The sequence below is a fragment of the Bradyrhizobium sp. genome, assembly GCF_035309285.1.
Taxonomy (GTDB): domain Bacteria; phylum Pseudomonadota; class Alphaproteobacteria; order Rhizobiales; family Xanthobacteraceae; genus Bradyrhizobium.
This window is the reverse complement of record NZ_DATGFH010000161.1, coordinates 44,003-66,609: the sequence shown is the minus strand read 5'-3', so window position 1 is coordinate 66,609 and position 22,607 is coordinate 44,003. Positions and strand designations below refer to the sequence as shown.

The following is a 22,607-nucleotide window of genomic DNA, read 5'->3' as shown; positions in this document are numbered from 1 at the left end:
AGCTCGGCACCACGGCCATCTACGTCACCCACGACCAGGTCGAGGCCATGACCATGGCGGACAAGATCGTCGTGCTCAACGCCGGCAAGGTCGAGCAGTACGGCTCCCCCCTCGACCTCTATGAGAAGCCGGCGAACCTGTTCGTCGCCGGCTTCATCGGTTCCCCGAAGATGAATTTTGTCACCGGCGAGCCGGCGCGGCAGCGTGGCGCAACCACCATCGGCGTGCGGCCTGAGCATCTCAGGGTCGAGCGCGAAGGGCAGGGCTGGCAGGGAACCGTGAGCGCGGCCGAGCATCTCGGCAGCGATACTTTTCTTTATGTCGATGCCGGCCCGATCGGCCAACTGACCACGCGTTATATCGGCGAATTGAATCTGCGCGCGGGCGACAAGGTTTCATTGTCGCCTGATCCCGCACGCATTCACCGTTTCGATGAAAGCGGCAATGCCCTGCGCGCGTGAGGCGCCCCGGGCAATGGACTTCCAACAAGAAGAAACGGACAGGACCCATGTATCTCGAGAAATTCAAGCTCGACGGCAAGACCGCGGTTGTAACCGGAGGCGGGCAGGGCATCGGGCTCGCCTGCGTCGAAGCGCTGGCGGAGGCCGGCGCCAGGGTGGTGATCGCCGATCGCGATGCCAAGGCGGCCGAGGCCGCTCGCGCTGAGATGGGAGGAAAGGGCTACCAGACCGACGTCGTCGACATGGACGTGACGAACTCCCGCCGTGTCTCCGAGGTCGCCGATCAGCTCGCCTCCTGGTTCGGCAAGGTCGACATTCTCGTCAACAATGCAGGCATCGCCCGCAGCGAGACCCCGGCGGAAACCGTCACCGACGAGCATTGGCTGAACGTGATCGACGTCAACCTCAACGGCACCTTCTGGTGCTGCCGCGCCTTCGGCAAGCACATGCTGCAGGCGAAGGCCGGGACCATCGTCAATGTCGGCTCGATGTCGGGCTTCATCGTCAACAAGCCGCAGGAACAGTGCTACTATAACGCCTCCAAGGCCGCGGTGCACCATCTGACCAAGTCGCTGGCGGCCGAGTGGGGCGCCCGCGGCGTGCGGGTCAATGCCGTCGCCCCGACCTATATCGAGACCCCGCTGAATGCCTTCGTGAAGAGCAATGCGAAGATGTATGACGCCTGGATCGGCGGGACCCCGATGGCGAGAATGGGGCAGGTCGAGGAGATCGCCTCCGTTGTCCTGTTCCTCGCCTCCGACGCCGCGAGCCTGATGACGGGCAGTATCGTTCTTGTCGATGGCGGCTACACTTGCTGGTAGGCTTGCCCCTCAATTAGTTGAGCATGATCGGATCATGCTCTAGTTGGGGAGCACGCATGCGAGAGGCCTATATCGGCGTCGATGTCGGAACCGCGAGCACCAGGGCTGGCGTATTCGACGCGACGGGAAAATTATTGGGGATCGCCAGGCATCCGATCAGGACCTGGCATGAAGCCGGCGACATCGTCGAACAGTCCTCGAGCGACATCTGGAATGCCTGCGTCACCGCGGTGCACACCGCACTTGGCGAGGCGGCGATCCCGGCCGAAGCCGTCAAGGGCATCGGCTTCGACGCGACCTGCTCACTGGTCGTGCTCGCAGGAGACGGAACCCCGATCTCGGTCAGTACGTCCGGCGACCCCGAGCGCAATGTCATCGTCTGGATGGACCATCGCGCCATCGCAGAAGCGCGGGAGATCAACGAGAGCGGGGACGACGTGCTGCGCTACGTCGGCGGCTCCATCTCACCCGAGATGGAAATGCCAAAACTGCTCTGGCTGAAGCGGCATCTTCCCGCGAGCTTCGGCGCCGCCGGGCACTTCTTCGATCTCGCTGACTATCTCACCTTTCGCGCGACCGGGTCGCTGGCGCGCTCGATGTGCACCGTGACCTGCAAGTGGAATTTCCTGGCGCATGAGAAGCGCTGGAGCGCGCCGTATTTTCAGCGGATCGGCCTGCAAGAGTTTTCTGCCGAGCAATACGGGCGTATCGGAACCGACATCGTGCCGCCCGGTACGCCGCTCGGTGCGGGGCTGAACGTGAACGCCGCAAAGGAGCTCGGCCTGCGCACGGGAACGCCGGTCGGCGCCTCCCTGATCGACGCGCATGCCGGCGGCATCGGCGCGATCGGCGGCCGGCTGGCGGCGGAGGCGCCCGTCAACGTCTGCGATCGTCTCGCCTACATCATGGGGACATCGGCCTGCATCATGGCGACAACCTCGGAGCCGTGCTTCGTGCCCGGCGTCTGGGGCCCCTATTATTCGGGCATGGTGCCCGGCTTCTGGCTGAACGAGGGCGGGCAGTCGGCTGCGGGTGCGGCGGTCGACCATCTGCTTCGCTCGCACCCGGCCTATGCCGAGGCGAGCGCGGCCGCCCGCAGCGCTGGCGTCGATGTCATCGAATTTCTGGAGCGGCGGATCATCGTCCGCGCCGGCAATGCGGGGGCCGCGGCTGCGCTCGCGCGCGATGTTCACGTGCTGCCCGAATTTCTCGGCAACCGCTCGCCTTACGCCGATCCCAATTCGCGCGCGGTGATCGCGGGGCTCGATCTTGATGCCGATATCGGCGCGATGGAACGGCTGTTTGTCGCGGGTCTGTGCGGGCTTGCCTACGGCCTTGCCGATGTCATCGACGCCTTTGCCGCGCATCAGGTGCAAAGCAACGTCATCGTCATGGGCGGCGGCGCCGGGCGTAGCCCGCTGGTCCGGCAGATCATGGCGGATACGACCGGGCTTACGGTGGCGTTGCCGCAAACGCAGGAGCCGGTGCTGCTCGGCGCAGCGATGCTGGGCGCGGTGGCCGGCGGCGCCTTCGCGTCGATCGGCGAAACCATGGCCTCGATGTCGGCGCTCGGCCGCTTGAGCGAGCCGACGACCCCTCGCATGGCGGAATTTCACCGCACCAAGCGCGGGATTTACAACTTGCTCCGCACGCTGGACCAGGAAAGCCGCGAGGCCATGCGCGCGTTGGATGGCGGCGGGCAAGCAGCGAAAGGCTGAGGCCATGATCTTGAGCTGCGGCGACGCGCTGATCGATTTCGTGCCCGTGGTGGCCGCTGATGGACGCGACGCTGCGCGCCCGGCGGTCGGCGGCTCCTGCCTCAACATTGCCGTCGGCGTTGCCCGGCTTGGCGTGGCCTCAGGTTTTGTCGGCGGCATCTCGACCGATCTGTTCGGCCGCATGATCGCCGATCACGCGATCGCATCGAGCGTGGATCTGCGTCATGCGACGCGGAGCGCGCATCAGACCACGCTCGCCTTCGTTCGGATCGTCGAGGGCGAGTCGCAATATGCCTTCTATGACGCGGAAACCGCGGCCTCCAACTGGCGCTACCAGCCTGGCGCGATCCCGTTCGAGACCATCGAGGCTGTCCATATCGGATCCACGACGCTGGTGCACGAGCGCGGCGCCGCGGAAGCCAACGCCCTGATCGCCGACGCGAAGCGTTCGGCGACGATCTCTTTCGATCCGAACTGCCGGCCCAATCTGGTGCAGGACAAGGACGCCTATCGGACACGCATGGGAACGTTCGCCGACGGCGCCGACATCGTCAGGATGTCGGACGTCGACTTCACCTACCTCTATGGCGACGCAGACTGCGCCGGGCAGGCCGGTGCCATGCTTGCGCGCGGCGCGAGCCTGATCGTCATCACCCGCGGCACACAGGGGGCGCAGGCCTGGCATCGCAAGGTCGGCGCGATCGAGGTCGGCGCTCCGGCCGTCAAGGTCGTCGACACCATCGGCGCCGGCGACAGTTTTCAGGCTGCGCTCTTGTTTGCGCTTGCCAGGTTGAACCGCATCGAGCGGCCAAAGCTGCAGGCGATTGAGGCCGACGAGCTTCGCAAGGCCCTCGCGTTCGCCTGCCACTGCGCGGCCCTGACCTGCACCCGTGCCGGCGCCGACCCGCCTCGCTTCAGCGAGGTGGCGGGATTGTGGTAAGGTGAGGCCGCGCTCACGCGGCAAACAACAATATGCGGACTGGAGATCAAGCGTCGCGCAAGAGCGACTGGCGCTCCAAGAGTTTGAGAGGCGGCGAGATGGATATCCGCGCTCCCGAGCAGAGGTACAATCCTTACCGAATCTTTTCGCGCGCGCAGTGGGCCGCATTGCGCGACGGCACGCCGATGACGCTGGAGCCCGGCGAGTTTTCGCGGCTGCGCTCAGTGCACGACCGCCTCGACATCAAGGAGGTCGAGGAGATCTACTTGCCGCTGTCGCGTTTGCTGTCGATCTATGTCGACGCGGCGCAGCGGCTCTATTACGCGCAGCGTCAGTTTCTCGGGATCCGCGACCGCAAGGTCCCGTACATCATCGGCATCGCCGGCTCGCCTGCAGTGGGTAAGTCGACCACCGCGCGTGTCCTGCAGGCGCTGCTCGCCCGATGGTCGCCGCGTCCCAAAGTCGATCTGGTGACAACCGACGGCTTTCTCTATCCCAAAGCGGTGCTGGAGCGCGAAGGGCTGATGCAGAAGAAGGGATTTCCGGAGAGCTACGATCGGGCGCGGTTGTTGTCGTTCCTGAGCGACATCAAAGCCGGACGAAGCCCGGTGCGGGCGCCGGTGTATTCGCATTTGACCTACGACATCCTTCCGAACCAGTGGCAGGCGGTCGATCAGCCCGACATCCTCATTGTCGAGGGCGTGAATGTCCTGCAGACCGCCCCGTTGCCGCGCCACGGCAAGGCGGTGCCGGTCGTGTCCGACTTTTTCGACTTCTCCGTTTATATCGACGCCGACGAGGCGGTGATGCGCGAATGGTACGTGCAGCGCTTTTTGACCTTTCGTAACACCGCGTTCCACGATCCAAGGTCCTACTTCCATCGCTATTCGCTGCTGTCGGACGATGAAGCGATCGCCACCGCAACGGCGATCTGGGAGCGCACCAATCTCGCCAATCTCGAGGAAAACATCCTGCCGACGCGCCGGCGCGCGACGCTGATCCTCACCAAGGGCGCCGATCACCTCATCGAGACGGTGGCGCTGCGACGGCTTTAGCTCCGCTACAGTGGCTTCTATTCAGGGCGTGGCGCGCCTTACCACCGCCAGCCCTGTTGCGGCGGATAGTAGTACTGGCCGCCGCGCCGACGCGGATAGCCGGTTTGCGGGTCCGGATTGCGCTGGAGAAAGAAGCCAGAGCCGTTGTTGCCCCAGGAGTTGTCGCCCCAGCCCCAGGAGTTATCGCCCCAGGAGTTGTCGCTCGCAACGATGTCGGGCGTAGGCCGGCGCGTGATAAAGCCGCCCTGGGGCTGATTGTTCAAGACCGCGACAAACTCGGTGCGATAGTTGGTCTCGCGGCTCAGCGGCTCGTCCGAGATGATGATCGAGGATCGCGGCACGGCGGTCGGCGCGATGCGATCGAGCACATCTTTCGGAATGGTGATGCGGTCGAGCGCGTCCTTGGCGTCGTCGCCGCTGTCGATCGTGACCGCGGTCCAGCGCAGGCCCGTGTCGGTGCGTGCCACCGCTGTGAATATGTGCGTGCCGATCGGCTTGTCAGGATCACGAATCGTGACCGGAACCTCCATGCTCGTATCGAACACCTCGCCGCCCCCGTCCGGCGCCGGCTTATGCGTGTTGCGCCGCACGTAAAGTTTCTGCGTCGCGCGGCTGATGTAGACGGAGACTGGCTCGAGCGCGAGCCTTGCCTGGCTCGCCGCCTTTGCGGTGTCGGCCTTCTTGGTCGCGGCCGCCTTGGCCGCGTCCTTTGCCGCGGCGGCGGCGTCGAGCTTCGACTTGAGGTCGGCGTTGGCGGTGTCGAGCTGCGTCGTAGCGTCCGCGGCCTTGGGAGCGGCCTTCTGCTGTAAGTCCTCGGCCCGCGCCCTGGCCTGGTCCGTCTTTGCGGCGGCGAGCGCCTTGCCGGCGAACGCGAGCTCGGCGTCGGCGCGGGCCTTGAGCCATTCCAGCTTGCGCAGCGACGCCTTGAGCGAGGCTACCTCGCGGGCCGTGGCCGCGGCGGCCTTCTTTGCCTCGTCGGCCGCCATGGCGGCCTCCGCGGCCTCGCCGGCGAGCGTCTCGGCGCGCGCCGGAGCGGCCGCGAGGGCTTGCGCGTTGGGCACGAACAGCGCCGGGTGAGAAAACGCGACCGGGGCCGCGTCGTTGGGCGAGATGATCACCCGCATCCCGATCCACGTCTTGTCGAACAGCTTCTCCGCAAAGCCGTAGGGCATCCGTATGCAGCCGTGCGAGGCCGCATAGCCCGGCAGCGGGCCGCCGTGCAGCGCGATGCCGTTCCAGGTGATGCGCTGCATGTTCGGCATCCAGGCATCATCATACATGGTCGAGTGGTGGTCCTTGTCCTTCTCGATGACGGCGAAGACGCCAGCCGGCGTCTCGCGTCCCGTCATGCCGGTCGACACGGGCGCGCGCAGGATCCAGCCGTCGGCGTCGTAGAAAGTGACCTGCTGGCTCTTGAGCGACACGATCGCCATGATCGGCTCGCCCGCAGCGCGTGGCGCCGTCGCCTCGGTGACTGGCTCGGGGCGCGCCTGTCTTGCCGTGGCGCCGGCGGTCAGCGCCGTCAGCGCCGCGAGCATCACAAGGACGGGAGGCCCCCAACGCCACATCGCACCGGTGGATTGTGCCATCCTAAATCGAGTGACCATGCCATGCTCCGGTTGAAATGCCTGTCGGCGCTTCGGTCGATCAAGTGTCAGATCGCGATTTTGGATCAGCCGCCGCCATCCTCGCTCCAATTTACTCCTGAAACTATCCAAAGTTTCGATGATAAATCTCTCATATACGACCCCCCGCGCAGGAGGAAGGGTCGCTCGCGGCCGAAAGTGATGGATTTGGCGAAAGCCGGGGGGATTGATCTGCCTCACCGTTCGCTCAGCGGCTTCACCCTGGTCGTTCTTTATGAACGGCCGAATCGTCGTCATCGGAGCATCGCGCAGCAGCAACCTGCGGCTTATGGCCCATCTGCGAAATTCGACGTGACTTCGAATCCGTGCGCCTATTGGAGGGAGACCGGAAGTTTACGAGCGGGGGCAGACCGGCGTGTCGGCGTTTCAGTTGTGCTTGACGGGGAGAACGAGGGTCTGGCCGGGATAAATGCGATTTGGATCCCGTATCCGGTCTCGGTTCGCCCGGTATACGAGCGCGTATCGTGAGCCGTCGCCATAAGTGATGCGGCTGATTCGCCATAGGCTGTCGCCGCGGGATACCACCTTGCTCGAAACTGCGTGCGCAGCCGCCGGAGGGGATGCAGCTTCGTCCGCGGCTGAACTGGCGCGAATCGCATGCGCCGGCTGTAGACCGGCGCTCTGCTGCGGCTTGTCGGTCTGCAAACCCGGCTCCGAGGATGGGCGCGGTTGAGACGCGGTTTCGGGAATATATTCGGCACGCGATTGCGCTGCCGGAGCGCTCGGTCCCGGCTCGTTGACCGTGACCGCTACACCGTGTTTGGATGATGTCACCGTGCCGTCGGGCAATTTTGCGCTCAACGTCAGCTCATAGCTGCCCGCAGGGAGGCGGGGAGGGACCATAACGAATTCTCCGGACGCATCTGCAACCGCTCGATCAAGACGCTCTCCGCCGCGCAACAGGTCTACGGTTGCGCCCGGAGCCGCCCGTCCGGCGATGACCGCGTCGCCACCTGTTTCAATGCGGGCAATGTCGAAGGAGGGTGAGGATTGATCCTTGGCGGCGGCCTCCGGCGGTCCGGCAAGTTCGGCTGCGATGGCCGCGGGTTTGGTCCCGATCGCCGCGAGCGCAGTCGGCGCCTGAGTTGCCGCGCTGGAAGGTGGAGCTTCGGTCGCTGTCGGCGGGGCATCGCTGCGAACGGCCGGCGCAGCCTGTGGAGCGCTCGTCGTTGCAGTGACGGCATCTGCTGCGGGCCTCTCCTCGTGCCGTACGCCAAAGACAAGGGCTGTGCTGCCTGCCGCGATCAACACGAACGCCGGTACAACTATTTTGACTATCGAAACAGGTGTCATAACCACCACGCGTCGGCCGACCGATCGTCACCAGTGCTACAAATTTGATTCTGCGCCGATTTGGCTCGTACATCAAGTCCAGCCAAAAATGGGTTGTCGGTCAGCCGTGCTGACCAATGCAGTTCGCGAGGCACTCGGCCTCACCATTCAAGACAAGCTGCTCGCCATCGCCGATGAGGTGGTCGAGTGAGAGAGCGCACGACGTCGGTGTGCGGCCCAACTCGCACGGTGGTCCCGCTGCCCGCTTTCAGGGCACGGCCGCGCGCACAAATTGCTTCGTCTAATCAGAAGTATATATCGAGCCCCTTCGCAAAAATGCTTCTCTTCTTTTTTCGGAAGGTTGTGGCTCCGCGCGTCCTGCACGCGCCAGAGGGCGTTACGCATCATCACGAATGTTGGGGCAGGGCGCATTCGCGCCGCGGGATTGCGGCGGCTGTCCCCTGACTGTCGGGCATCGCCGTTGGTGGGAGTTCAGTAACGCTACCTGCCTCTTGCCACTTTCCGATCCGCTGTTTTGGCCGCTACACTCGCTCCCGGTCGGGTTCTTTCCGCGGGATGAGGACCGGATAATGTGCCGGGGCCTGGAACGCTGCCGCCCATTCGGGCTTAGTGTTTAGAGGTAAAGGGAGGAAAAAAATGCGAGCTGTCGCCAATGAACCGCTTTCGCGCCATGCCCTGGCCTTCGTGTTGGCGGGCGGCCGCGGCAGCCGGCTTCTGGAGCTGACCGACAAGCGCGCCAAGCCGGCGGTCTATTTCGGGGGCAAGTCGCGGATCATCGACTTCGCGTTGTCGAATGCGCTCAATTCCGGCATCCGCCGCATCGCTGTTGCGACCCAGTACAAGGCTCACAGCCTCATTCGCCACCTGCAGATGGGGTGGAATTTCTTCCGTCCCGAGCGCAACGAAAGTTTCGACATTCTCCCGGCGAGCCAGCGCGTGTCCGAGACGATGTGGTACCTCGGGACCGCGGACGCGGTCTACCAGAACATCGACATCATCGAGAGCTACGGCGCAAAATATATTGTGCTGCTGGCCGGCGACCACGTCTACAAGATGGACTATGAGCTGATGCTGAAGCAACATGTCGAGCAGAAGGCCGACGTGACCGTCGGTTGTCTCGAAATGCCGCGGTCGGAGTCGAGCGCGTTCGGCATCATCCATGTCGACGAGAACGACGTCATCCAGTCTTTCCTGGAGAAGCCTGCCGATCCACCGCCGATGCCCGGCAAGCCGGACACATCCCTCGCCAGCATGGGCATCTACGTGTTCGATACGGATTTCCTGTTCGATCAGCTTCGCCGCGATGCGGCCGATCCCAATTCGAATCGTGATTTCGGCAAGGACATCATTCCCTACATCGTCAGGAACGGCCGCGCGATCGCCCATCAGTTCAGCCGCTCCTGCGTCCGCTCGGGTAACGATCAACCGAGCTACTGGCGCGACGTCGGAACGGTCGATGCTTATTGGTCGGCAAATATCGATCTCACCGACACCGTCCCTGATCTCGACCTTTACGACCAGTCCTGGCCGATCTGGACTCACGCCGAAATCACGCCGCCGGCGAAATTCGTCCATGACGAGGAGGGACGTCGCGGCGAAGCCGTCACCTCGCTCGTATCCGGAGGCTGCATCGTCTCCGGCGCGGCGTTGCGGCGCTCGCTCTTGTTCACCGGCGTTCACCTGCATTCGCATGCGCGAGTGGAGAACGCGGTGATCATGCCCTATGTGGATGTCGCCCGACATGCCCGCTTGAGCAATGTGGTCATCGACCGCGGCGTGCGGATTCCGGAAGGCCTCGTGGTGGGCGAAGATCCAGAGCTTGACGCGAAGCGATTCCGGACCACGGGCAATGGCGTCTGCCTGATCACCCAGCCGATGATCGACAGGCTGAATGCATGACGTCCCTTCGCGTCCTGTCGGTCGCCTCGGAAATCTATCCCATCATCAAGACCGGCGGCCTCGCCGACGTCGCGGGCGCCTTGCCGATCGCCTTGAGGGCCGAGGGTGTCGAGATGCGCACGCTCGTGCCCGGATATCCCGATGTCCTGAATGCCCTCGCGAAAGCGGAGGGCGTTCTCGAATGGCAGCAATTCTTTGGCGGAACGATTCGACTGCTCAGTGGATCGTGCGGAGAGCTCGACCTGTTCGTGCTCGATGCGCCGCATCTCTTCGCGCGCCCCGGCAATCCCTATCTGTCGCCCGAGGGGAAGGATTGGCCGGATAACGGGCTGCGGTTTGCAGCGCTCTCGCGCATGGCCGCCAATATCGGGCTCGGAGCCGTCCAGGATTTCGTGCCTGATGTCGTGCATGCGCATGACTGGCAGGCGGCGCTCACTCCGGCTTATCTACACTATAGCGGCCGGCCGCGCCCGCGCACGATGATCACCGTGCACAATCTCGCCTTTCAGGGGCGATTTCCGCAATCGATGCTGGCGGAGATCGGGCTGCCGCCGGACTCCTTCAACATGTATGGCGTCGAATATTATGGCGACATCGGCTTTCTGAAGGCCGGCCTGCGATTCGCTGACATCATCACAACCGTTTCCCCAACCTACGCCGTCGAGATTCAGAGTGATGAAGGCAGCATGGGCCTTGGCGGCCTCTTGCGCGATCGATCAGGCGACCTCCGCGGCATCCTCAACGGCATCGATACGAATGTCTGGAATCCCGCAACCGATCCTGCCATCGCCAGCCGTTACGACGCCGGTGATCTTGATTCCCGCGCGGCCAACAAATCCGCGTTGCAACGACGGTTCGGCCTCGAGCAGAGGCCGGATACATTTCTGCTTGGCGTGATCAGCCGTCTGTCCTGGCAAAAGGGGCTCGATCTTCTGCTCGAGGCCATTCCGACGGTGCTGGCCGATGATATGCAGCTCGCCGTGCTCGGCAGCGGCGACGCCGATCTTCAGGAGCGCTACCGCGCGGCCGCGCAAGCCAACGGCGGGAAGATCGGCGCCGTGATCGGCTACGATGAGGAGCTGGCCCATCAGATCCAGGCCGGCAGCGATGCCCTCATTGTGCCGTCCCGGTTCGAGCCGTGCGGTCTCACCCAGCTCTGTGCGCTGAGATACGGGGCGGTCCCCATCGTATCCCGCATGGGCGGCCTCGAGGATACGGTGACTGAGGCCGACACCGCAGCCATTGCGAGCGGTGCCGCCACCGGCTTCAAGTTCGCGCCGGTGACCACTGACAATCTCGCCGCAGCGCTGCGTAGGGCTCATGCGGTGTTCGGCGACGGGCCGACGTGGCGGACGATTCAGGACAACGGGATGCGAACGGATGTGTCCTGGCGCGACCGCGCCCGCCGCTACGCCGATCTCTATCGCGAGATGATCGCGCTTGCACCGGCCTGACTTGCGGCCATCGCTCACGACAACGAAGTCATTCCCGCATTGAGGTGCAAGACGTCATCATGAAGATAATTGGAATAGCCGCCGCGTTGGCCGTGTTCTGCACAACTTCGGCCCTCGCAGTGGACACGATGTCGCGCAAGCCCGGCCTGTGGGAAGTCAAGACCAGCATCGAAGGAAGCAATGCGCCAGCGCGGACAGTCCGCCAGTGCATCGATGCCGAGACGGACAAGATGTTGCAGTCAAGCGCGGGACCCTTCAATCCCGCTGCCTGCAAGCAGAAGGTACAGACGTCGGGAGACACAACGACGACGGATTTCACCTGCACCGTCGCCGGTAAGCCCGCAACGGCACATTCGGTTGCGTCCGGAAATTTCGACAGCGCCTACACGATGACGGTGGCGGCGGAGAGCCCCGCGCTTCCGGGTGGCAAGATGGTCATGTCCATGGATGCGAAATGGCTGGGCCCGTGCGCAGCGGACGAGAGGCCGGGCGACATTGTGCTGAGCAACGGCAGGACGGTGAACATCCTCGATATGAAGAAACTCGCACCTCCGTCGGCGCCGCGTTAGATCGTTGGCAAGAAATAACGAAACGAAAGAAGTCAGCAAAGGGACGTGATCTTGAAAGCCATTCCGACCATCGACGCGCATCATCATATCCGGTGCCTGAGGACACGCGACATCAGGCGGCCTGACGCAAGCATCCCGATTTTATGAGTACACGGCCTAACCGTTCAGGCAACCAGCGCGGCGTCGTCGACGATGCTCTTGGCGGTGAAACGCGCCTGCCGGATTTGCATCAGCTCGATGAATTTCGCGCAAGGAAGCGGCGGCGAGACGATATAACCCTGACCTTCCTCGACGCCGCAGGCGAGCAGCGACTGCATCTGCTGGTCGGTCTCGATGCCCTCGGCCACTACCGTCATCTGCAGGTCCCTGGCGAGCCGCACCAGGGTTTCGACGATCCGCGAGGTGGATTCGTCCTTGATGGTGTCGACGAAGAATTTGTCGATCTTCATGGTGTTGGCGCCGAGCGCCTTCAAATGCGATAACCCGCTATGGCCGACGCCGACGTCGTCGATCGCGACCTTGAAGCCGAACTCGCGCAGATCGCGCACGATTTCAGCGGCCTTGCCGAGATCCTGCAGTTCGTCGCGCTCGGTGATCTCGAGCACGATCTGCCGCGCCGATACTTTTGCGTCGGCCACGGTCCTGCGGAGCTGCTCGACAAAGCCCTCGCTCATGAGATGGCTCGGGACAACATTGAAGGACAGCTTGAATTCCTTGCTATGTCTCAGATGCGCGTTCAGTTCCTTCAGCGCGATGGCGAGGATCTGCCAGGTCATGACGCGAATGCGTCCGCTTTGCTCGGCAAGGGGGATGAATTTCATCGGTGGAACGATGCTGCCGTCCGCGCGAATCCAGCGCGCCAGCATCTCGCAGCCGAGTATCTCGCCGGTTGCGAGATGAAAGATCGGCTGGAAGAACGGCCTGAATTCAGCTCGCGCCAGCGCCTGGTCAAGATCGGCGAGGGGACCTTCGACACGCAGCGCGCGGGTGAGCAGCACGCCGAAGGCGAGCCCGAGCCCGAGCGCGGCCAGCATCCCCGGCCAGTAGCCATGCCCGTAGGCCCTGGCGAGCGCGCTGCTCTCGACGCGGATCGTGGCATGGAGCGGATAGCGGCTGGAGGTCTTCGTCAGCTCGATGGGATCCTGAAGGTCGAGATTCTCGAGCGAGAACTGCGCAAGCTGCTGATCATTGTTGAGCGCCAGCACGACCTCGCTGTGCGCGCGCAGCTCGGCCGGCATGATGTCGAACAGGTAGGAGTTGATGCCGATAATGGCGACGAGCCCGCGCTTGGGATCGACGTCGCGCAGCACGCCGAGCGCGTCGCCGCCGAATTGCTCGACGCGGAACAGGCGAAGCTTGTCGTCGCTGGTCGCCAGCATGTCGCGGCGGGTGACCCAGTCCTTGTCGAACTCAAGCGTCTCGGAATAGGCCGAGCATACGATCGAGCCATCGTGATTGACGAGCCGCACGTCCTTGACCGCGGAGCGCTGATAGGCCTGCAGGCGGAACTGCTGCAGCGACGTCGGTTCGCAATCGAGCTTGCCGATCGATGCGAGCTCGTCGACGCTGGCGGCGGCGAAGTCGACCGCGACCTCCGACCGGCGCAGCGCAATCTCGGTCAGCTCTTGCAGCCGCTGCTGCTCCTGACCTCCGATGATGGCTTGTGCGACGAAATGACCGCCCGCAGCGAACACGGCCATGCTCGCGACAACAGTAGCCATGGATGCACGACTCGGGCGGCGGAGCTTCATCGAAACACGCTGGTGCTAAGGCAATTCGACTGCCAACGGTAGGGTGGTAGCTTCTAATATTCGTTTAAGGAGGGAGATCACAAAACCATGAGGTGTGCCCCTCAATGGCCGGCTTTTACGAAGCCCTAACCATAAGCGAGGCCGGTCAGGTGCGTTTGCCCTGTGCCTCGAGATGCCGGCTGTAGCGGGACATTGCAAAGCAGAACACGAAATAGATCACGGCGACAAACAGGTAGACTTCGATGCTGAAGGCCTGCCAGGCGGGATCGAGGATCGCGGTCTTCGCCGTGGTGAGCAGGTCGAAGATGCCGATGATCAGTACGAGGCTGGTATCCTTGAAGAAGGCGATGAAGGTGTTGACCAGCGGCGGAATCACATGGCGGATCGCCTGCGGCAGGATGATCAGCCGCTGCTTGCGCCAATAGGAGAGGCCGAGTGCGTCGGCCGCTTCGTGCTGTCCGCGCGGCACCGCCTGCAATCCGCCACGGACCACCTCGGCGAGATAGGCGCCGGCGTAAAGCACCACCGCGATCTGCGCGCGCAGGAGCTTGTCGATGTTGAAGCCCTCGGGCATGAACAGCGGAAACATCACGCTCGCCATGAACAGCAGGCTGATGAGCGGAACACCGCGGATCAGTTCGACATAGAGCACGCAGAGCGAGCGGATCGCCGGCAGCTTTGAGCGGCGGCCGAGCGCAACGAGGATTCCGAGCGGGAAACCGAAGGCGAGGCCGAAGGTCGCCAGCACAAGCGTCACCGGCAGTCCGCCCCAGCGTTCCTGTGATACGAAGGGCAGGCCGGGAACGCCGCCCCACATCAAGAGCCCGATCAGCGACAGCGCCACGGCCCAGATCAGCACCAGTTCTCTGCGCCAAAAGAAGCGCAGGCTGGAGACACAGAACAGCGCAATGAACAGCAGGGTGGCGAGCGCCGGCCGCCATTGCTGGTCGTAAGTATAGGTTCCGAACAGGATGAAGCGATATTTTTCCGGGATCACCGCCCAGCAGGCCCCGAGGCCCCGCGCGGCCCGGCATGCGCCGGTGTCGTTGCCGGGAACACTCCAGACCGCATTCAGGATGCCCCATTGCACAAAGCCGGCGATGACTTTTGCGAGCAGCGCGAACAACAGTAGCGTGATGACGGTCGAGGTGATCGACGAGAACAGGTTGGCGTGCAGCCAGCGCAGCAGAGGATAGGCGTCCACGCCTGTGCGCGGGCGGTTCGAGGGACGCGGCATCTGCGGCAGTTCGGTTGCGATTGCCATGGCCTTAGCGCTCCACCAGCGCGATGTGGGCGTTGTACCAGTTCATGAACAGGCTGATGCCAAGGCTGATGGTCAAGAACACCGCCATGATCAGCGCGATCGACTCGATCGCCTGCCCGGTCTGGTTCAATGTGGTGTTGGCGACCGAGACGATGTCCTGATAGCCGATCGCGACCGCGAGCGAGGAGTTCTTGGTGAGGTTCAGATATTGGCTCGTCATCGGCGGGATAATGACGCGCAGCGCCTGCGGCAGCACGATCTGGCGCAGCACGAAGCCGCGCCGCAAGCCCAGCGCGACCGCCGCATCCCACTGTCCCTTCGGCACGGCCTGGATGCCGCTACGCACGATCTCGGCGATGAAGGCTGAGGTGTAGGTCACCAGTGCGATCAGCAGCGCGAAATATTCCGGCGCAAAGGTCCAGCCGCCGGCAAAATTGAAGCCGCGCAATACGGGCATCGTCGGGGTCCAGGCAACGCCGAGCCACCAAGACAGCAGCGCCGGTGCGGCGATCACGAACAGGATTCCATAAGGCCAGATACGCCGAGGATGGCCGTCCCGCACCTGGCGGGCGAGCAAGTCGCAGCGCAGAAAGTAGAACGCCACGAGCCCGAGCAGCGCGGTACCGATCACCCACGCTTGTCCGCCATCGAGCGGAAGCGAAGGCACGATCAGGCCGCGATTGGAAAGAAAGACGCCGTTGATCGGCTTCCAGGCGCCGCGTGCCGGTGGCAGTCCCTGCATCAGCACGTACCAGAACAAAAGCTGCAGCAGGAGTGGAATGTCGCGCAGCACCTCGACATAGACCAGTGAGAGCCGCGACAACAGCCAGTTGGAGGAAAGCCGGGAGATGCCGACCAGGGTGCCGAGGATCGTCGCGAGGACGACGCCGATCACGGCCACCCGCAGCGTGTTGACGACACCGACGACGAAGGCCCACAGGTAGGTATCCCTCGGACTGTAGGGGAGCCAGGTATCGATGATCGGCATGCCGGCTTCGCGGCCGAGGAAGGCAAAGCCGGTCGAGATGCGCCGGACCGACAGGTTGTGCACAGTGTTCGACCACAGCCAGGCCGCGATGCCGACCACGATTGCGACCACCACGATCTGCCAGAGTAACGCCCGGAAATTCATCCGCCGGCGGGGAGGGCGTTTGGGTGCAGAGGTCGTCGGCGCAGGTGTCGTCACGGCACGATTCCTTGAACAAGCGAGGTCGGGTGTCGTCGGCGCGTTTCATATGTTGCATTGAATGAAGGAATATGCAACATTTGTTTCATGCCCGAGCAGCCGTCGAAATCCTCGCCCTTGAACGAGCTCTGCAGCGCATTGCCCTCGCTGCCGATGCGGCTGCAGGAAGTCGGCCGTTTTGTCGCCGCTAACGACTACGACGCCACCACGCGCTCGATGCGGGAACTCGCTTCCGTCGCCGGCGCCGATCCCGCCTCCTTCACGCGCCTCGCCAAGGCGCTCGGCTATTCCGGCTGGGACGGACTGCGCGCGGCGCTGACCGAAGCGCGCCGGCCGGCGCAATCCTCGCCGTTCTCGGGCCGTGCGCGCGGCCGGCGTCATGGGCCGAATGCCGACGTCTCGCTGATCTCAGACAAGCTGGACGCCGAAGCTGCAGGTCTTGCGCGCATTTCCTCCGACGCGGTTGCGGGAGCAGCGAGGGCGCTGCACGCCGCGCGGAAAATCTGGATCGCGGGCTTTCGAAGCTGTCGCAGTGTTGCCGAGCTGCTCAACTATCAGCTTCGCCTGTTCCGCTCTGATGATGTGCACCTCGTCGGCGGTTCGGGGCCGCAGGATCTCGACTTCGGCGCGTTCCGCTCCGGTGACGCCGTCGTCGTGATCGGATTCATGCCCTATTCGACCGCAAGCGTTGAGTCGGCGCGTGCGGCGCACGGAGCGGGCGCAAGCCTGATCGCGATCACCGATTCCCTCATGGCGCCAATGGCCGAAGGCGCCGATCACCTCCTGCTCTATGAATCTGCGTCCTCGCCCGGATTTTTTCCGAGCCTGACCGGTGCGATCGCGATCGCGCAATCGCTTGCCGCGGTCACCTTCTCGCTCGGCGGCGCGGACGCGAAGAAGCGACTTGAAGCGACCGAGGCCCGCCTCGTGGCGATGTCGCAATACGTCACCGGGAAAGGTTGATCACCATGGCCACCACCCGCGTCCTGCATCGAAGCCTGCGCGAGACGCCGCCCAAGGCGATCGGCGGCGAGGGCATCTGGCTGATCCGCGAGGACGGCCGCAAGGTGCTCGATGCATCCGGCGGGGCGGCGGTGTCCTGCCTCGGCCATCAGCATCCGCGCGTGCTGGAGGCGATGGCGAAGCAGGCGTCGAAGCTTGCTTATGCGCATACCGCCTTCTTCTCTTCGGAAGCGGCCGAGACGCTCGCCGATCATCTGGTCGGCCATGAGCCCGGCGGGCTTGCCTATACCTATTTCGTCAGCGGCGGATCGGAAGCGATCGAGGCCGCGATCAAGATCGCGCGGCAATATTTCATCGAGGTTGGCGAGCCGAAGCGGGCGCACTTCATCGCGCGCCGGCAGAGCTATCATGGCAACACGCTCGGCGCGCTGTCGGCCGGCGGCAATGCGTGGCGGCGCGAGCCCTATGCGCCGCTGTTGTCGCCGTCCTTCAGCCATGTCACGCCGGCTTTCGCCTATCATGAGAAGCGAGACAGCGAATCAGAGGCGGATTTCATCGCGCGGCTGGCGGCAGAGCTCGATGCCGAATTCCTCAGGCTCGGGCCCGACACGGTTGCCGGGTTCATCGCCGAGCCCGTGGTCGGCGCGACCGCGGGTGCGGTGACCGCGCCGGAAGGTTATTTCCGCGCGGTGCGCGAGATCTGCGACAGGCACGGCGCGCTGTTGATCCTCGATGAAGTCATGTGCGGCATGGGCCGCACCGGCACGATGCATGCGTGGGAGCAGGAGGGCGTTGCGCCCGACATCCAGGCCGTCGCCAAGGGGCTGGGCGGCGGCTATCAGCCGATCGGCGCGATGCTCACGACAAACCGTATTGTCGACGCGATCCGGCAGGGCTCGGGCGCGTTCCAGCACGGCCATACCTATCTGGGACATCCGATGGCCTGTGCTGCCGCGCTCGAGGTACAGCGCGTGATCGCCGAGGAGAACTTGCTCGATCGCGTCAAGGAGCTGGGAAAACATCTGGAGCGGCGGCTGATCGAGCGCTTCGGCAATCACCGTCATATCGGTGATATCAGGGGCCGCGGCCTGTTCCAGGCCATCGAGCTGGTCGAGGACCGCGCCACGCGAAAATCCTTCGATCCAGGTCTGAAGCTTCATCAGAAGATCAAGGCGGCGGCGTTCGAGGGGGGCCTCGGCTGCTATCCGTCGGGCGGCGCGGCCGACGGCAAGAATGGCGACCATGTGTTGCTGGCGCCGCCTTATATCTGCACGCCTGCCGATATCGACATGATTGTCGATCGGCTGGGTAGCGCGGTCGACAGTGCGTTGAAAAGTGCAGGTCACTAGAAAGACAGGTCACTAAAAAAGTTGATAACCAGGAGGAGAGTGCAATGAAGTGGGGAGTGATTACGACTGCAGCGTTGCTTGCCGTTGGCGTTTCGAGTGCCTCGGCGGCCACGCTCGACACCATCAAGCAGCGCGGCACGCTGGTGTGCGGCGTCTCGACCGGCTTTGCCGGATTCTCGATGCCGGATTCGCAAGGCAATTTCAAAGGACTTGACGTCGACTATTGCCGCGCGCTTGCCGCCGGCATCTTCAACGATCCGAACAAGGTGCGCTACGTCGCGCTCACCGCGCAGAACCGTTTCACCGCGCTGCAGTCGGGCGAGATCGACGTGCTCTATCGCAACTCGACGGAGACCTTCTTGCGCGGCGCGACGCTCGGCCTCAGGCAGGGACCGATCAACTTCTATGACGGTCAGGGCTTTGTCGTGAAGAAGGACGCCGGCGTCAAGGAGCTGAAGGATTTGAAAGGAGCGACCGTCTGCGTCGCGCAGGGCACCACGCACGAAGTCACGCTCGGCGATTACGGTCGCGCCAACGGCATCGATTGGAAGCCGCTGGTGTTCGACCGCGTCGACACCATGTACCAGACTTTCTTCGGCGGCCGCTGCGACGCCATGACCCAGGACGCTTCCGCGCTCGCCGGCGCGGTCGCCACCGCCGCGCCCAATCCGGCCGACTATGTCGTGCTGCCGATCACCATCAGCAAGGAGCCGCTCGGTCCGTTCACCCGCAATGGCGACGAGGTCTGGACCGATATCGTCGCCTGGCTGCATTACGGTCTCGTCGAGGCGGAAGAGCTCGGCGTGACCCAGGCCAATGTCGACGAGAAGGCAAAGTCGGATGCGCCCGCCGTGCAGCGCCTGCTCGGCATCTCCGGCGATTTTGGTTCGCGGCTGGGGCTCGACAACAAGTGGATGCAGCAGGCAATCAAGGCGGGCGGCAATTACGGCGAGATCTTTGAGCGCAATGTCGGCAAGACCAGCCCGCTGCACCTCGAGCGCGGGCTGAATGGACTCTGGACCAAGGGCGGCTTGATGTACGCCCTGCAGTTCAAGTAAGGACACGTGTGTTCATCTCTCCCCGCTCTTCGCGGGGAGAGATCGATCGCGAAGCGATCGGGTGAGGGGGCTCTCCGCGAGTCCGTTTCTCACCGTTTGGGCGGAAGCAGCCCCTCACCCCAACCCTCTCCCCGCGAAGAGCGGGGCGAGGGAGAAGAAGCACCGATCCATCATGCGCATCACGCTCGTTCATGCCCTGAAGCATTCGATCGTCCCGATCGAAGCATCCTTCGCCAAGCTCTGGCCGGAAGCGCGGCTGATGAACCTGCTCGATGACAGCCTGTCGGCCGATCTCGCGCGCGACGGCGAGCTCACCGATGCCATGACCGAACGTTTCCTCGCGATCGGAAACTATGCGGCGCGCACCGGCGCCAACGGCATCCTCTTCACCTGCTCGGCGTTCGGTCCCTGCATCGAGGCGGTGGCCGGCGCGCATGCGCCGATGCCGGTGTTGAAGCCGAACGAGGCGATGATCGAGCAGGCCGCGAAAGCAGGCCGCAAGGTCGGGCTGTTATCGTCATTTCCGCCGACGCTGGCCTCGATGCCCCGGGAGTTTCCCGCATCCATCGCGCTCGTGCCGAAACTTGCGGAAGGTGCGCTGGCTGCCCTCGATCGCGGCGATCGCGCCGAGCATGACCGTCTTGTGACGGAAGCCGCGAAGGATTTGCGCGACTGCGACGTCATCGCGCTCGCGCAATACAGCATGGCGCCGGCGGCCGAGAAGGTTGCTGAGGCCACAGGCAGGCCGGTGCTGACAACGCCCGACAGCGCCGTAATGAAGCTGAAAGGCATGCTCGGCGTTGCCGGTTAGGCAGCTTGTGCCGATAAATTGGGCGACCTAGTCCGGCGCCGCCACCCACCCATGCCCAAATCGCGCGTTGTGCGCCGCAGCACGGTCGATTAAATGCAGCCTCTGCAAGAGGTTGCTTCGTGACTGAAATCAATGCCGATGCCTGGGTCTCCTCAGGCCATCGCCCGATGGGCTTTCCGGAATTCGTTGTCGCCATTGCCGCCATCATGGCGCTGAACCCGCTGGCAATGGACATGATGTTACCGGCGCTGCCGAACATCCGCTCCGCCTTCGCGCTGACTGACGCCAATCGCGCGCAGCTTGTGCTGTCGACGTTCCTGACCGGCTTCGGCGTCGGCCAGTTCGCGATGGGGCCGTTGGCGGATCGTTTCGGCCGCAGGCCGGTGCTGCTTGGCGGGATGATCCTCTATTCCGTCGCGAGCCTGCTTGCGATCGCCGCGCCGTCGTTCGAGCTGCTGCTCCTGGCCCGGGCGCTGCAGGGGCTCGGCACCTCCGCGACGCGCGTGATCGCCACCTCGATCGTCCGCGACTGTTATGCCGGTCGGCGCATGGCGCATGTGATGTCGCTTGCGATGATGGTCTTCATTGCGGTGCCGGTGGTCGCGCCGTCCTTCGGACAGGCGGTGCTGCTGCTTTCAGAGTGGCGCGGCATTTTCATCGCACTCATGCTCTACGGCATGATGGCGCTGATCTGGAGCGCGCTGCGCATGCCGGAAACGCTCCCGACGGACATGCGCAAATCGCTCGCGGTGCGCGAAGTGTTGTCTGCGTTCCGGCAGACTATCACCAATCGTCAGACGCTCGGCTATGCGTTCGCCTGCGGCGGTGTCTGGGGCGCGATGTTCGCCTTCGTGTTCTCGTCGCAACAGGTGTTCACCGACATCTACAGGCTCGGTCACTATTTCCCGCTCGCGTTCGCGGCCGTGGCGGTCGGCGTTGCGATCGCGGGCTTTGTCAACGCGCGCCTGGTCGGGCGTCTCGGCATGCGCGTGATGTCGCATGGCGCGCTGATCGGCTACGCGCTTGTTGCCGCGGCGATGTTGCTGGCCGTGAAGCTGCACGCGCTGCCCTTGCCGTTGTTCATGGTGCTGTCGGCGCTGATGATGTTCGCCTTCGGGCTGATGATGGCGAACTTCACGGCGCTCGCCATGGAGCCGCACGGCAACATTGCCGGCACGGCCTCGTCGCTCTACGGCTCGATCACGACGCTGCTCGGCATCGGCGTCGGCATGGCGATCGGCCAGAGCTATGACGGCACGCTGGTGCCGTTCGCGACCGGCTTCTTCATCTGTGCGCTGGTCGCGCTCGCGATTGCGGCGGTGACCGAAAAGGGCCGGCTGTTCCAGCCGCATCACGCGCCGATCAAGTAAGTTTCACGGAAACCCGCAAGGCTTGCGGGCCGCTCGCCGCGGATAGTCGGGGAGGGCGTTCGTGCAGCCGTGCCGCCCGCGCCGATCAGTCCGGTGTGGATCGCACCGTCGCGCGTCTTGACGCGGTACCTATTGGTACCATATCCTACCGGGCCGATGGTACTCTGTGGTACCTAATCAAGCGAAAGAATTCGAGATCGATGTGAAACAGCTTCAGAAAGAGGCGGAGGAAACCCCGGTTCGCCGGCGCATCCTCGAGGCCGCGTTCTCGGCGTTCCGGGAATCCGGCTACGCGGGGACGAGCACGCTTGAAATCGCAACGCGCGCACGGGTCTCGAAGCGAGAGCTTTATGCGCTGGTCGGCAACAAGGACGAGTTGCTTGCTGCATGCATCGGCGCGCGGGCCAGGCGGCTCCAGATGCCGGCCGATTTGCCGGTACCGCGCGACCGGAAAACTCTTGGCGCGACGCTGACTTCTTTCGGAGTCCGCCTTCTGCGCGAGATCAGCGACCCCGCGGTGATCGGCGTGTTTCGACTCGCGATCGCAGAGGCGGTCCGTGCGCCCGAGGTTGCGCGGGCTCTGGATTCGATCGGTCGCGGGACCAGTCGGACCGCCTTGCGGGGACTCATGGATCAGGCCCGATCGGCCGGACTTCTCGACGGAGAGGTGGGTGAAATGGCCGAACAATTTTACGGGCTGCTGTGGGGCAGCCTGCTGGTCAGCCTGCTGCTCGGTGTCGCCGATCGACCGTCCGCGCGCGAGATCACGCGCCGCGCTCACGACGCTACGGTCGCCTTTCTCCGACTTTATCTCAAGCCGCATGACGCGGCGCAATGATGCCCGGCGTGCTTCACTACAACGAGCCGGCGACGGAAGAAGCACAGAAGGAACTGGCGCTCGCGTTGGGACGGTTCGTGCGTCCGAAGCTCTCAGGCAATTCGTAGCAGAGCTTGGCCTGCCAACGCGCCCGCAGCCCTGGAACGATCCTGCCTGCTTGC

Annotated in this window: 19 protein-coding genes; 14 read left to right on the top strand and 5 right to left on the bottom strand. The window is 63.9% G+C overall.

All coding sequences use genetic code 11. From position 1 onward, the window contains the following. From VKR55_RS28365 to coaA, 5 genes are all read left to right on the top strand, one after another. Positions 1 to 461 (top strand): ABC transporter ATP-binding protein (locus tag VKR55_RS28365; protein ID WP_324408667.1); only part of this gene is annotated, 461 nt, incomplete at its 5' end. Positions 462 to 508: 47 nt separating this feature from the next. Continuing rightward, positions 509 to 1,282, top strand: coding sequence for an SDR family NAD(P)-dependent oxidoreductase (locus VKR55_RS28360; RefSeq protein ID WP_324408665.1), 774 nt, complete (start codon positions 509 to 511; stop codon positions 1,280 to 1,282). A 56-nt stretch (positions 1,283 to 1,338) separates the two neighbouring features. Further along, a complete protein-coding gene (locus VKR55_RS28355; RefSeq protein WP_324408663.1) occupies positions 1,339 to 3,000 on the top strand; it encodes an FGGY-family carbohydrate kinase in 1,662 nt (553 codons plus the stop codon). Between the two features lie 4 nt (positions 3,001 to 3,004). After that, entirely contained in the window at positions 3,005 to 3,940 is a 936-nt protein-coding gene (locus VKR55_RS28350) for a carbohydrate kinase family protein (RefSeq protein ID WP_324408661.1), read from the top strand. A 98-nt stretch (positions 3,941 to 4,038) separates the two neighbouring features. Further along, positions 4,039 to 4,995 carry a type I pantothenate kinase gene (gene coaA, locus VKR55_RS28345; protein WP_324408659.1) on the top strand — a complete coding sequence of 319 codons (957 nt, stop codon included), beginning with the start codon at positions 4,039 to 4,041 and terminating at the stop codon, positions 4,993 to 4,995. 38 nt (positions 4,996 to 5,033) lie between these two features. Here the strand turns inward: coaA and VKR55_RS28340 are convergent, their stop codons facing one another. Further along, positions 5,034 to 6,602 carry a L,D-transpeptidase gene (locus VKR55_RS28340; RefSeq protein WP_324408657.1) on the bottom strand — a complete coding sequence of 523 codons (1,569 nt, stop codon included), beginning with the start codon at positions 6,600 to 6,602 and terminating at the stop codon, positions 5,034 to 5,036. Positions 6,603 to 7,007: 405 nt separating this feature from the next. Continuing rightward, the gene (locus VKR55_RS28335; RefSeq protein ID WP_324408655.1) at positions 7,008 to 7,934 is read right to left on the bottom strand and encodes a LysM peptidoglycan-binding domain-containing protein; all 927 of its coding nucleotides are present in this window, start codon (positions 7,932 to 7,934) and stop codon (positions 7,008 to 7,010) included. A gap of 636 nt (positions 7,935 to 8,570) precedes the next feature. Here VKR55_RS28335 and glgC point away from each other — a divergent pair. The 3 genes from glgC to VKR55_RS28320 are packed head-to-tail and all read left to right on the top strand — an operon-like array spanning position 8,571 to position 11,856. Then, positions 8,571 to 9,833, top strand: coding sequence for a glucose-1-phosphate adenylyltransferase (gene glgC, locus VKR55_RS28330; RefSeq protein WP_324408653.1), 1,263 nt, complete (start codon positions 8,571 to 8,573; stop codon positions 9,831 to 9,833). After that, on the top strand, positions 9,830 to 11,287 hold the full coding sequence (glgA, locus tag VKR55_RS28325; RefSeq protein ID WP_324408651.1) for a glycogen synthase GlgA: 1,458 nt from the start codon (positions 9,830 to 9,832) through the stop codon (positions 11,285 to 11,287). The genes glgC and glgA overlap by 4 nt, the downstream gene beginning before the upstream one ends. Positions 11,288 to 11,346: 59 nt before the next feature. Further along, positions 11,347 to 11,856 carry a DUF3617 domain-containing protein gene (locus VKR55_RS28320; protein ID WP_324408649.1) on the top strand — a complete coding sequence of 170 codons (510 nt, stop codon included), beginning with the start codon at positions 11,347 to 11,349 and terminating at the stop codon, positions 11,854 to 11,856. A gap of 164 nt (positions 11,857 to 12,020) precedes the next feature. Here the strand turns inward: VKR55_RS28320 and VKR55_RS28315 are convergent, their stop codons facing one another. The 3 genes from VKR55_RS28315 to VKR55_RS28305 form a co-directional block, all read right to left on the bottom strand. Beyond that, a complete protein-coding gene (locus VKR55_RS28315) occupies positions 12,021 to 13,577 on the bottom strand; it encodes an EAL domain-containing protein (RefSeq protein WP_324408647.1) in 1,557 nt (518 codons plus the stop codon). Positions 13,578 to 13,752: 175 nt separating this feature from the next. Next, positions 13,753 to 14,871: an amino acid ABC transporter permease gene (locus VKR55_RS28310; protein WP_324408645.1), complete on the bottom strand. Its 1,119-nt coding sequence runs from the start codon at positions 14,869 to 14,871 to the stop codon at positions 13,753 to 13,755. A gap of 4 nt (positions 14,872 to 14,875) precedes the next feature. Continuing rightward, positions 14,876 to 16,003, bottom strand: coding sequence for an amino acid ABC transporter permease (locus tag VKR55_RS28305; protein ID WP_324408670.1), 1,128 nt, complete (start codon positions 16,001 to 16,003; stop codon positions 14,876 to 14,878). A 141-nt stretch (positions 16,004 to 16,144) separates the two neighbouring features. Here VKR55_RS28305 and VKR55_RS28300 point away from each other — a divergent pair, with 141 nt between their 5' ends. From VKR55_RS28300 to VKR55_RS28275, 6 genes are all read left to right on the top strand, one after another. Further along, positions 16,145 to 17,020, top strand: coding sequence for a MurR/RpiR family transcriptional regulator (locus tag VKR55_RS28300; RefSeq protein ID WP_324408643.1), 876 nt, complete (start codon positions 16,145 to 16,147; stop codon positions 17,018 to 17,020). A 5-nt stretch (positions 17,021 to 17,025) separates the two neighbouring features. Then, the gene (locus VKR55_RS28295; RefSeq protein WP_414642476.1) at positions 17,026 to 18,369 is read left to right on the top strand and encodes an aspartate aminotransferase family protein; all 1,344 of its coding nucleotides are present in this window, start codon (positions 17,026 to 17,028) and stop codon (positions 18,367 to 18,369) included. 44 nt (positions 18,370 to 18,413) lie between these two features. Then, complete coding sequence (locus VKR55_RS28290; protein ID WP_324408641.1) at positions 18,414 to 19,427, top strand: amino acid ABC transporter substrate-binding protein; 1,014 nt, start codon at positions 18,414 to 18,416, stop codon at positions 19,425 to 19,427. A 172-nt stretch (positions 19,428 to 19,599) separates the two neighbouring features. After that, complete coding sequence (locus VKR55_RS28285; protein WP_324408639.1) at positions 19,600 to 20,238, top strand: aspartate/glutamate racemase family protein; 639 nt, start codon at positions 19,600 to 19,602, stop codon at positions 20,236 to 20,238. 119 nt (positions 20,239 to 20,357) lie between these two features. After that, on the top strand, positions 20,358 to 21,608 hold the full coding sequence (locus VKR55_RS28280) for a multidrug effflux MFS transporter (RefSeq protein ID WP_324408637.1): 1,251 nt from the start codon (positions 20,358 to 20,360) through the stop codon (positions 21,606 to 21,608). A 202-nt stretch (positions 21,609 to 21,810) separates the two neighbouring features. Continuing rightward, on the top strand, positions 21,811 to 22,446 hold the full coding sequence (locus VKR55_RS28275; protein WP_324408635.1) for a TetR/AcrR family transcriptional regulator: 636 nt from the start codon (positions 21,811 to 21,813) through the stop codon (positions 22,444 to 22,446). The last annotated feature ends 161 nt before the right edge of the window (positions 22,447 to 22,607 follow it).

Coding starts and splice junctions, on each gene's coding strand:
- VKR55_RS28355 (WP_324408663.1), top strand. CDS start 1,339: ATGCGAGAGGCCTATATCGGCGTCGATGTCGGAACCGCGAGCACCAGG.
- glgC (WP_324408653.1), top strand. CDS start 8,571: ATGCGAGCTGTCGCCAATGAACCGCTTTCGCGCCATGCCCTGGCCTTC.
- VKR55_RS28350 (WP_324408661.1), top strand. CDS start 3,005: ATGATCTTGAGCTGCGGCGACGCGCTGATCGATTTCGTGCCCGTGGTG.
- VKR55_RS28335 (WP_324408655.1), bottom strand. CDS start 7,934: ATGACACCTGTTTCGATAGTCAAAATAGTTGTACCGGCGTTCGTGTTG.
- VKR55_RS28360 (WP_324408665.1), top strand. CDS start 509: ATGTATCTCGAGAAATTCAAGCTCGACGGCAAGACCGCGGTTGTAACC.
- VKR55_RS28300 (WP_324408643.1), top strand. CDS start 16,145: ATGCCCGAGCAGCCGTCGAAATCCTCGCCCTTGAACGAGCTCTGCAGC.
- VKR55_RS28315 (WP_324408647.1), bottom strand. CDS start 13,577: ATGGCTACTGTTGTCGCGAGCATGGCCGTGTTCGCTGCGGGCGGTCAT.
- VKR55_RS28295 (WP_414642476.1), top strand. CDS start 17,026: ATGGCCACCACCCGCGTCCTGCATCGAAGCCTGCGCGAGACGCCGCCC.
- VKR55_RS28290 (WP_324408641.1), top strand. CDS start 18,414: ATGAAGTGGGGAGTGATTACGACTGCAGCGTTGCTTGCCGTTGGCGTT.
- glgA (WP_324408651.1), top strand. CDS start 9,830: ATGACGTCCCTTCGCGTCCTGTCGGTCGCCTCGGAAATCTATCCCATC.
- VKR55_RS28320 (WP_324408649.1), top strand. CDS start 11,347: ATGAAGATAATTGGAATAGCCGCCGCGTTGGCCGTGTTCTGCACAACT.
- VKR55_RS28285 (WP_324408639.1), top strand. CDS start 19,600: ATGCGCATCACGCTCGTTCATGCCCTGAAGCATTCGATCGTCCCGATC.
- VKR55_RS28340 (WP_324408657.1), bottom strand. CDS start 6,602: ATGGTCACTCGATTTAGGATGGCACAATCCACCGGTGCGATGTGGCGT.
- coaA (WP_324408659.1), top strand. CDS start 4,039: ATGGATATCCGCGCTCCCGAGCAGAGGTACAATCCTTACCGAATCTTT.
- VKR55_RS28305 (WP_324408670.1), bottom strand. CDS start 16,003: ATGAATTTCCGGGCGTTACTCTGGCAGATCGTGGTGGTCGCAATCGTG.
- VKR55_RS28310 (WP_324408645.1), bottom strand. CDS start 14,871: ATGGCAATCGCAACCGAACTGCCGCAGATGCCGCGTCCCTCGAACCGC.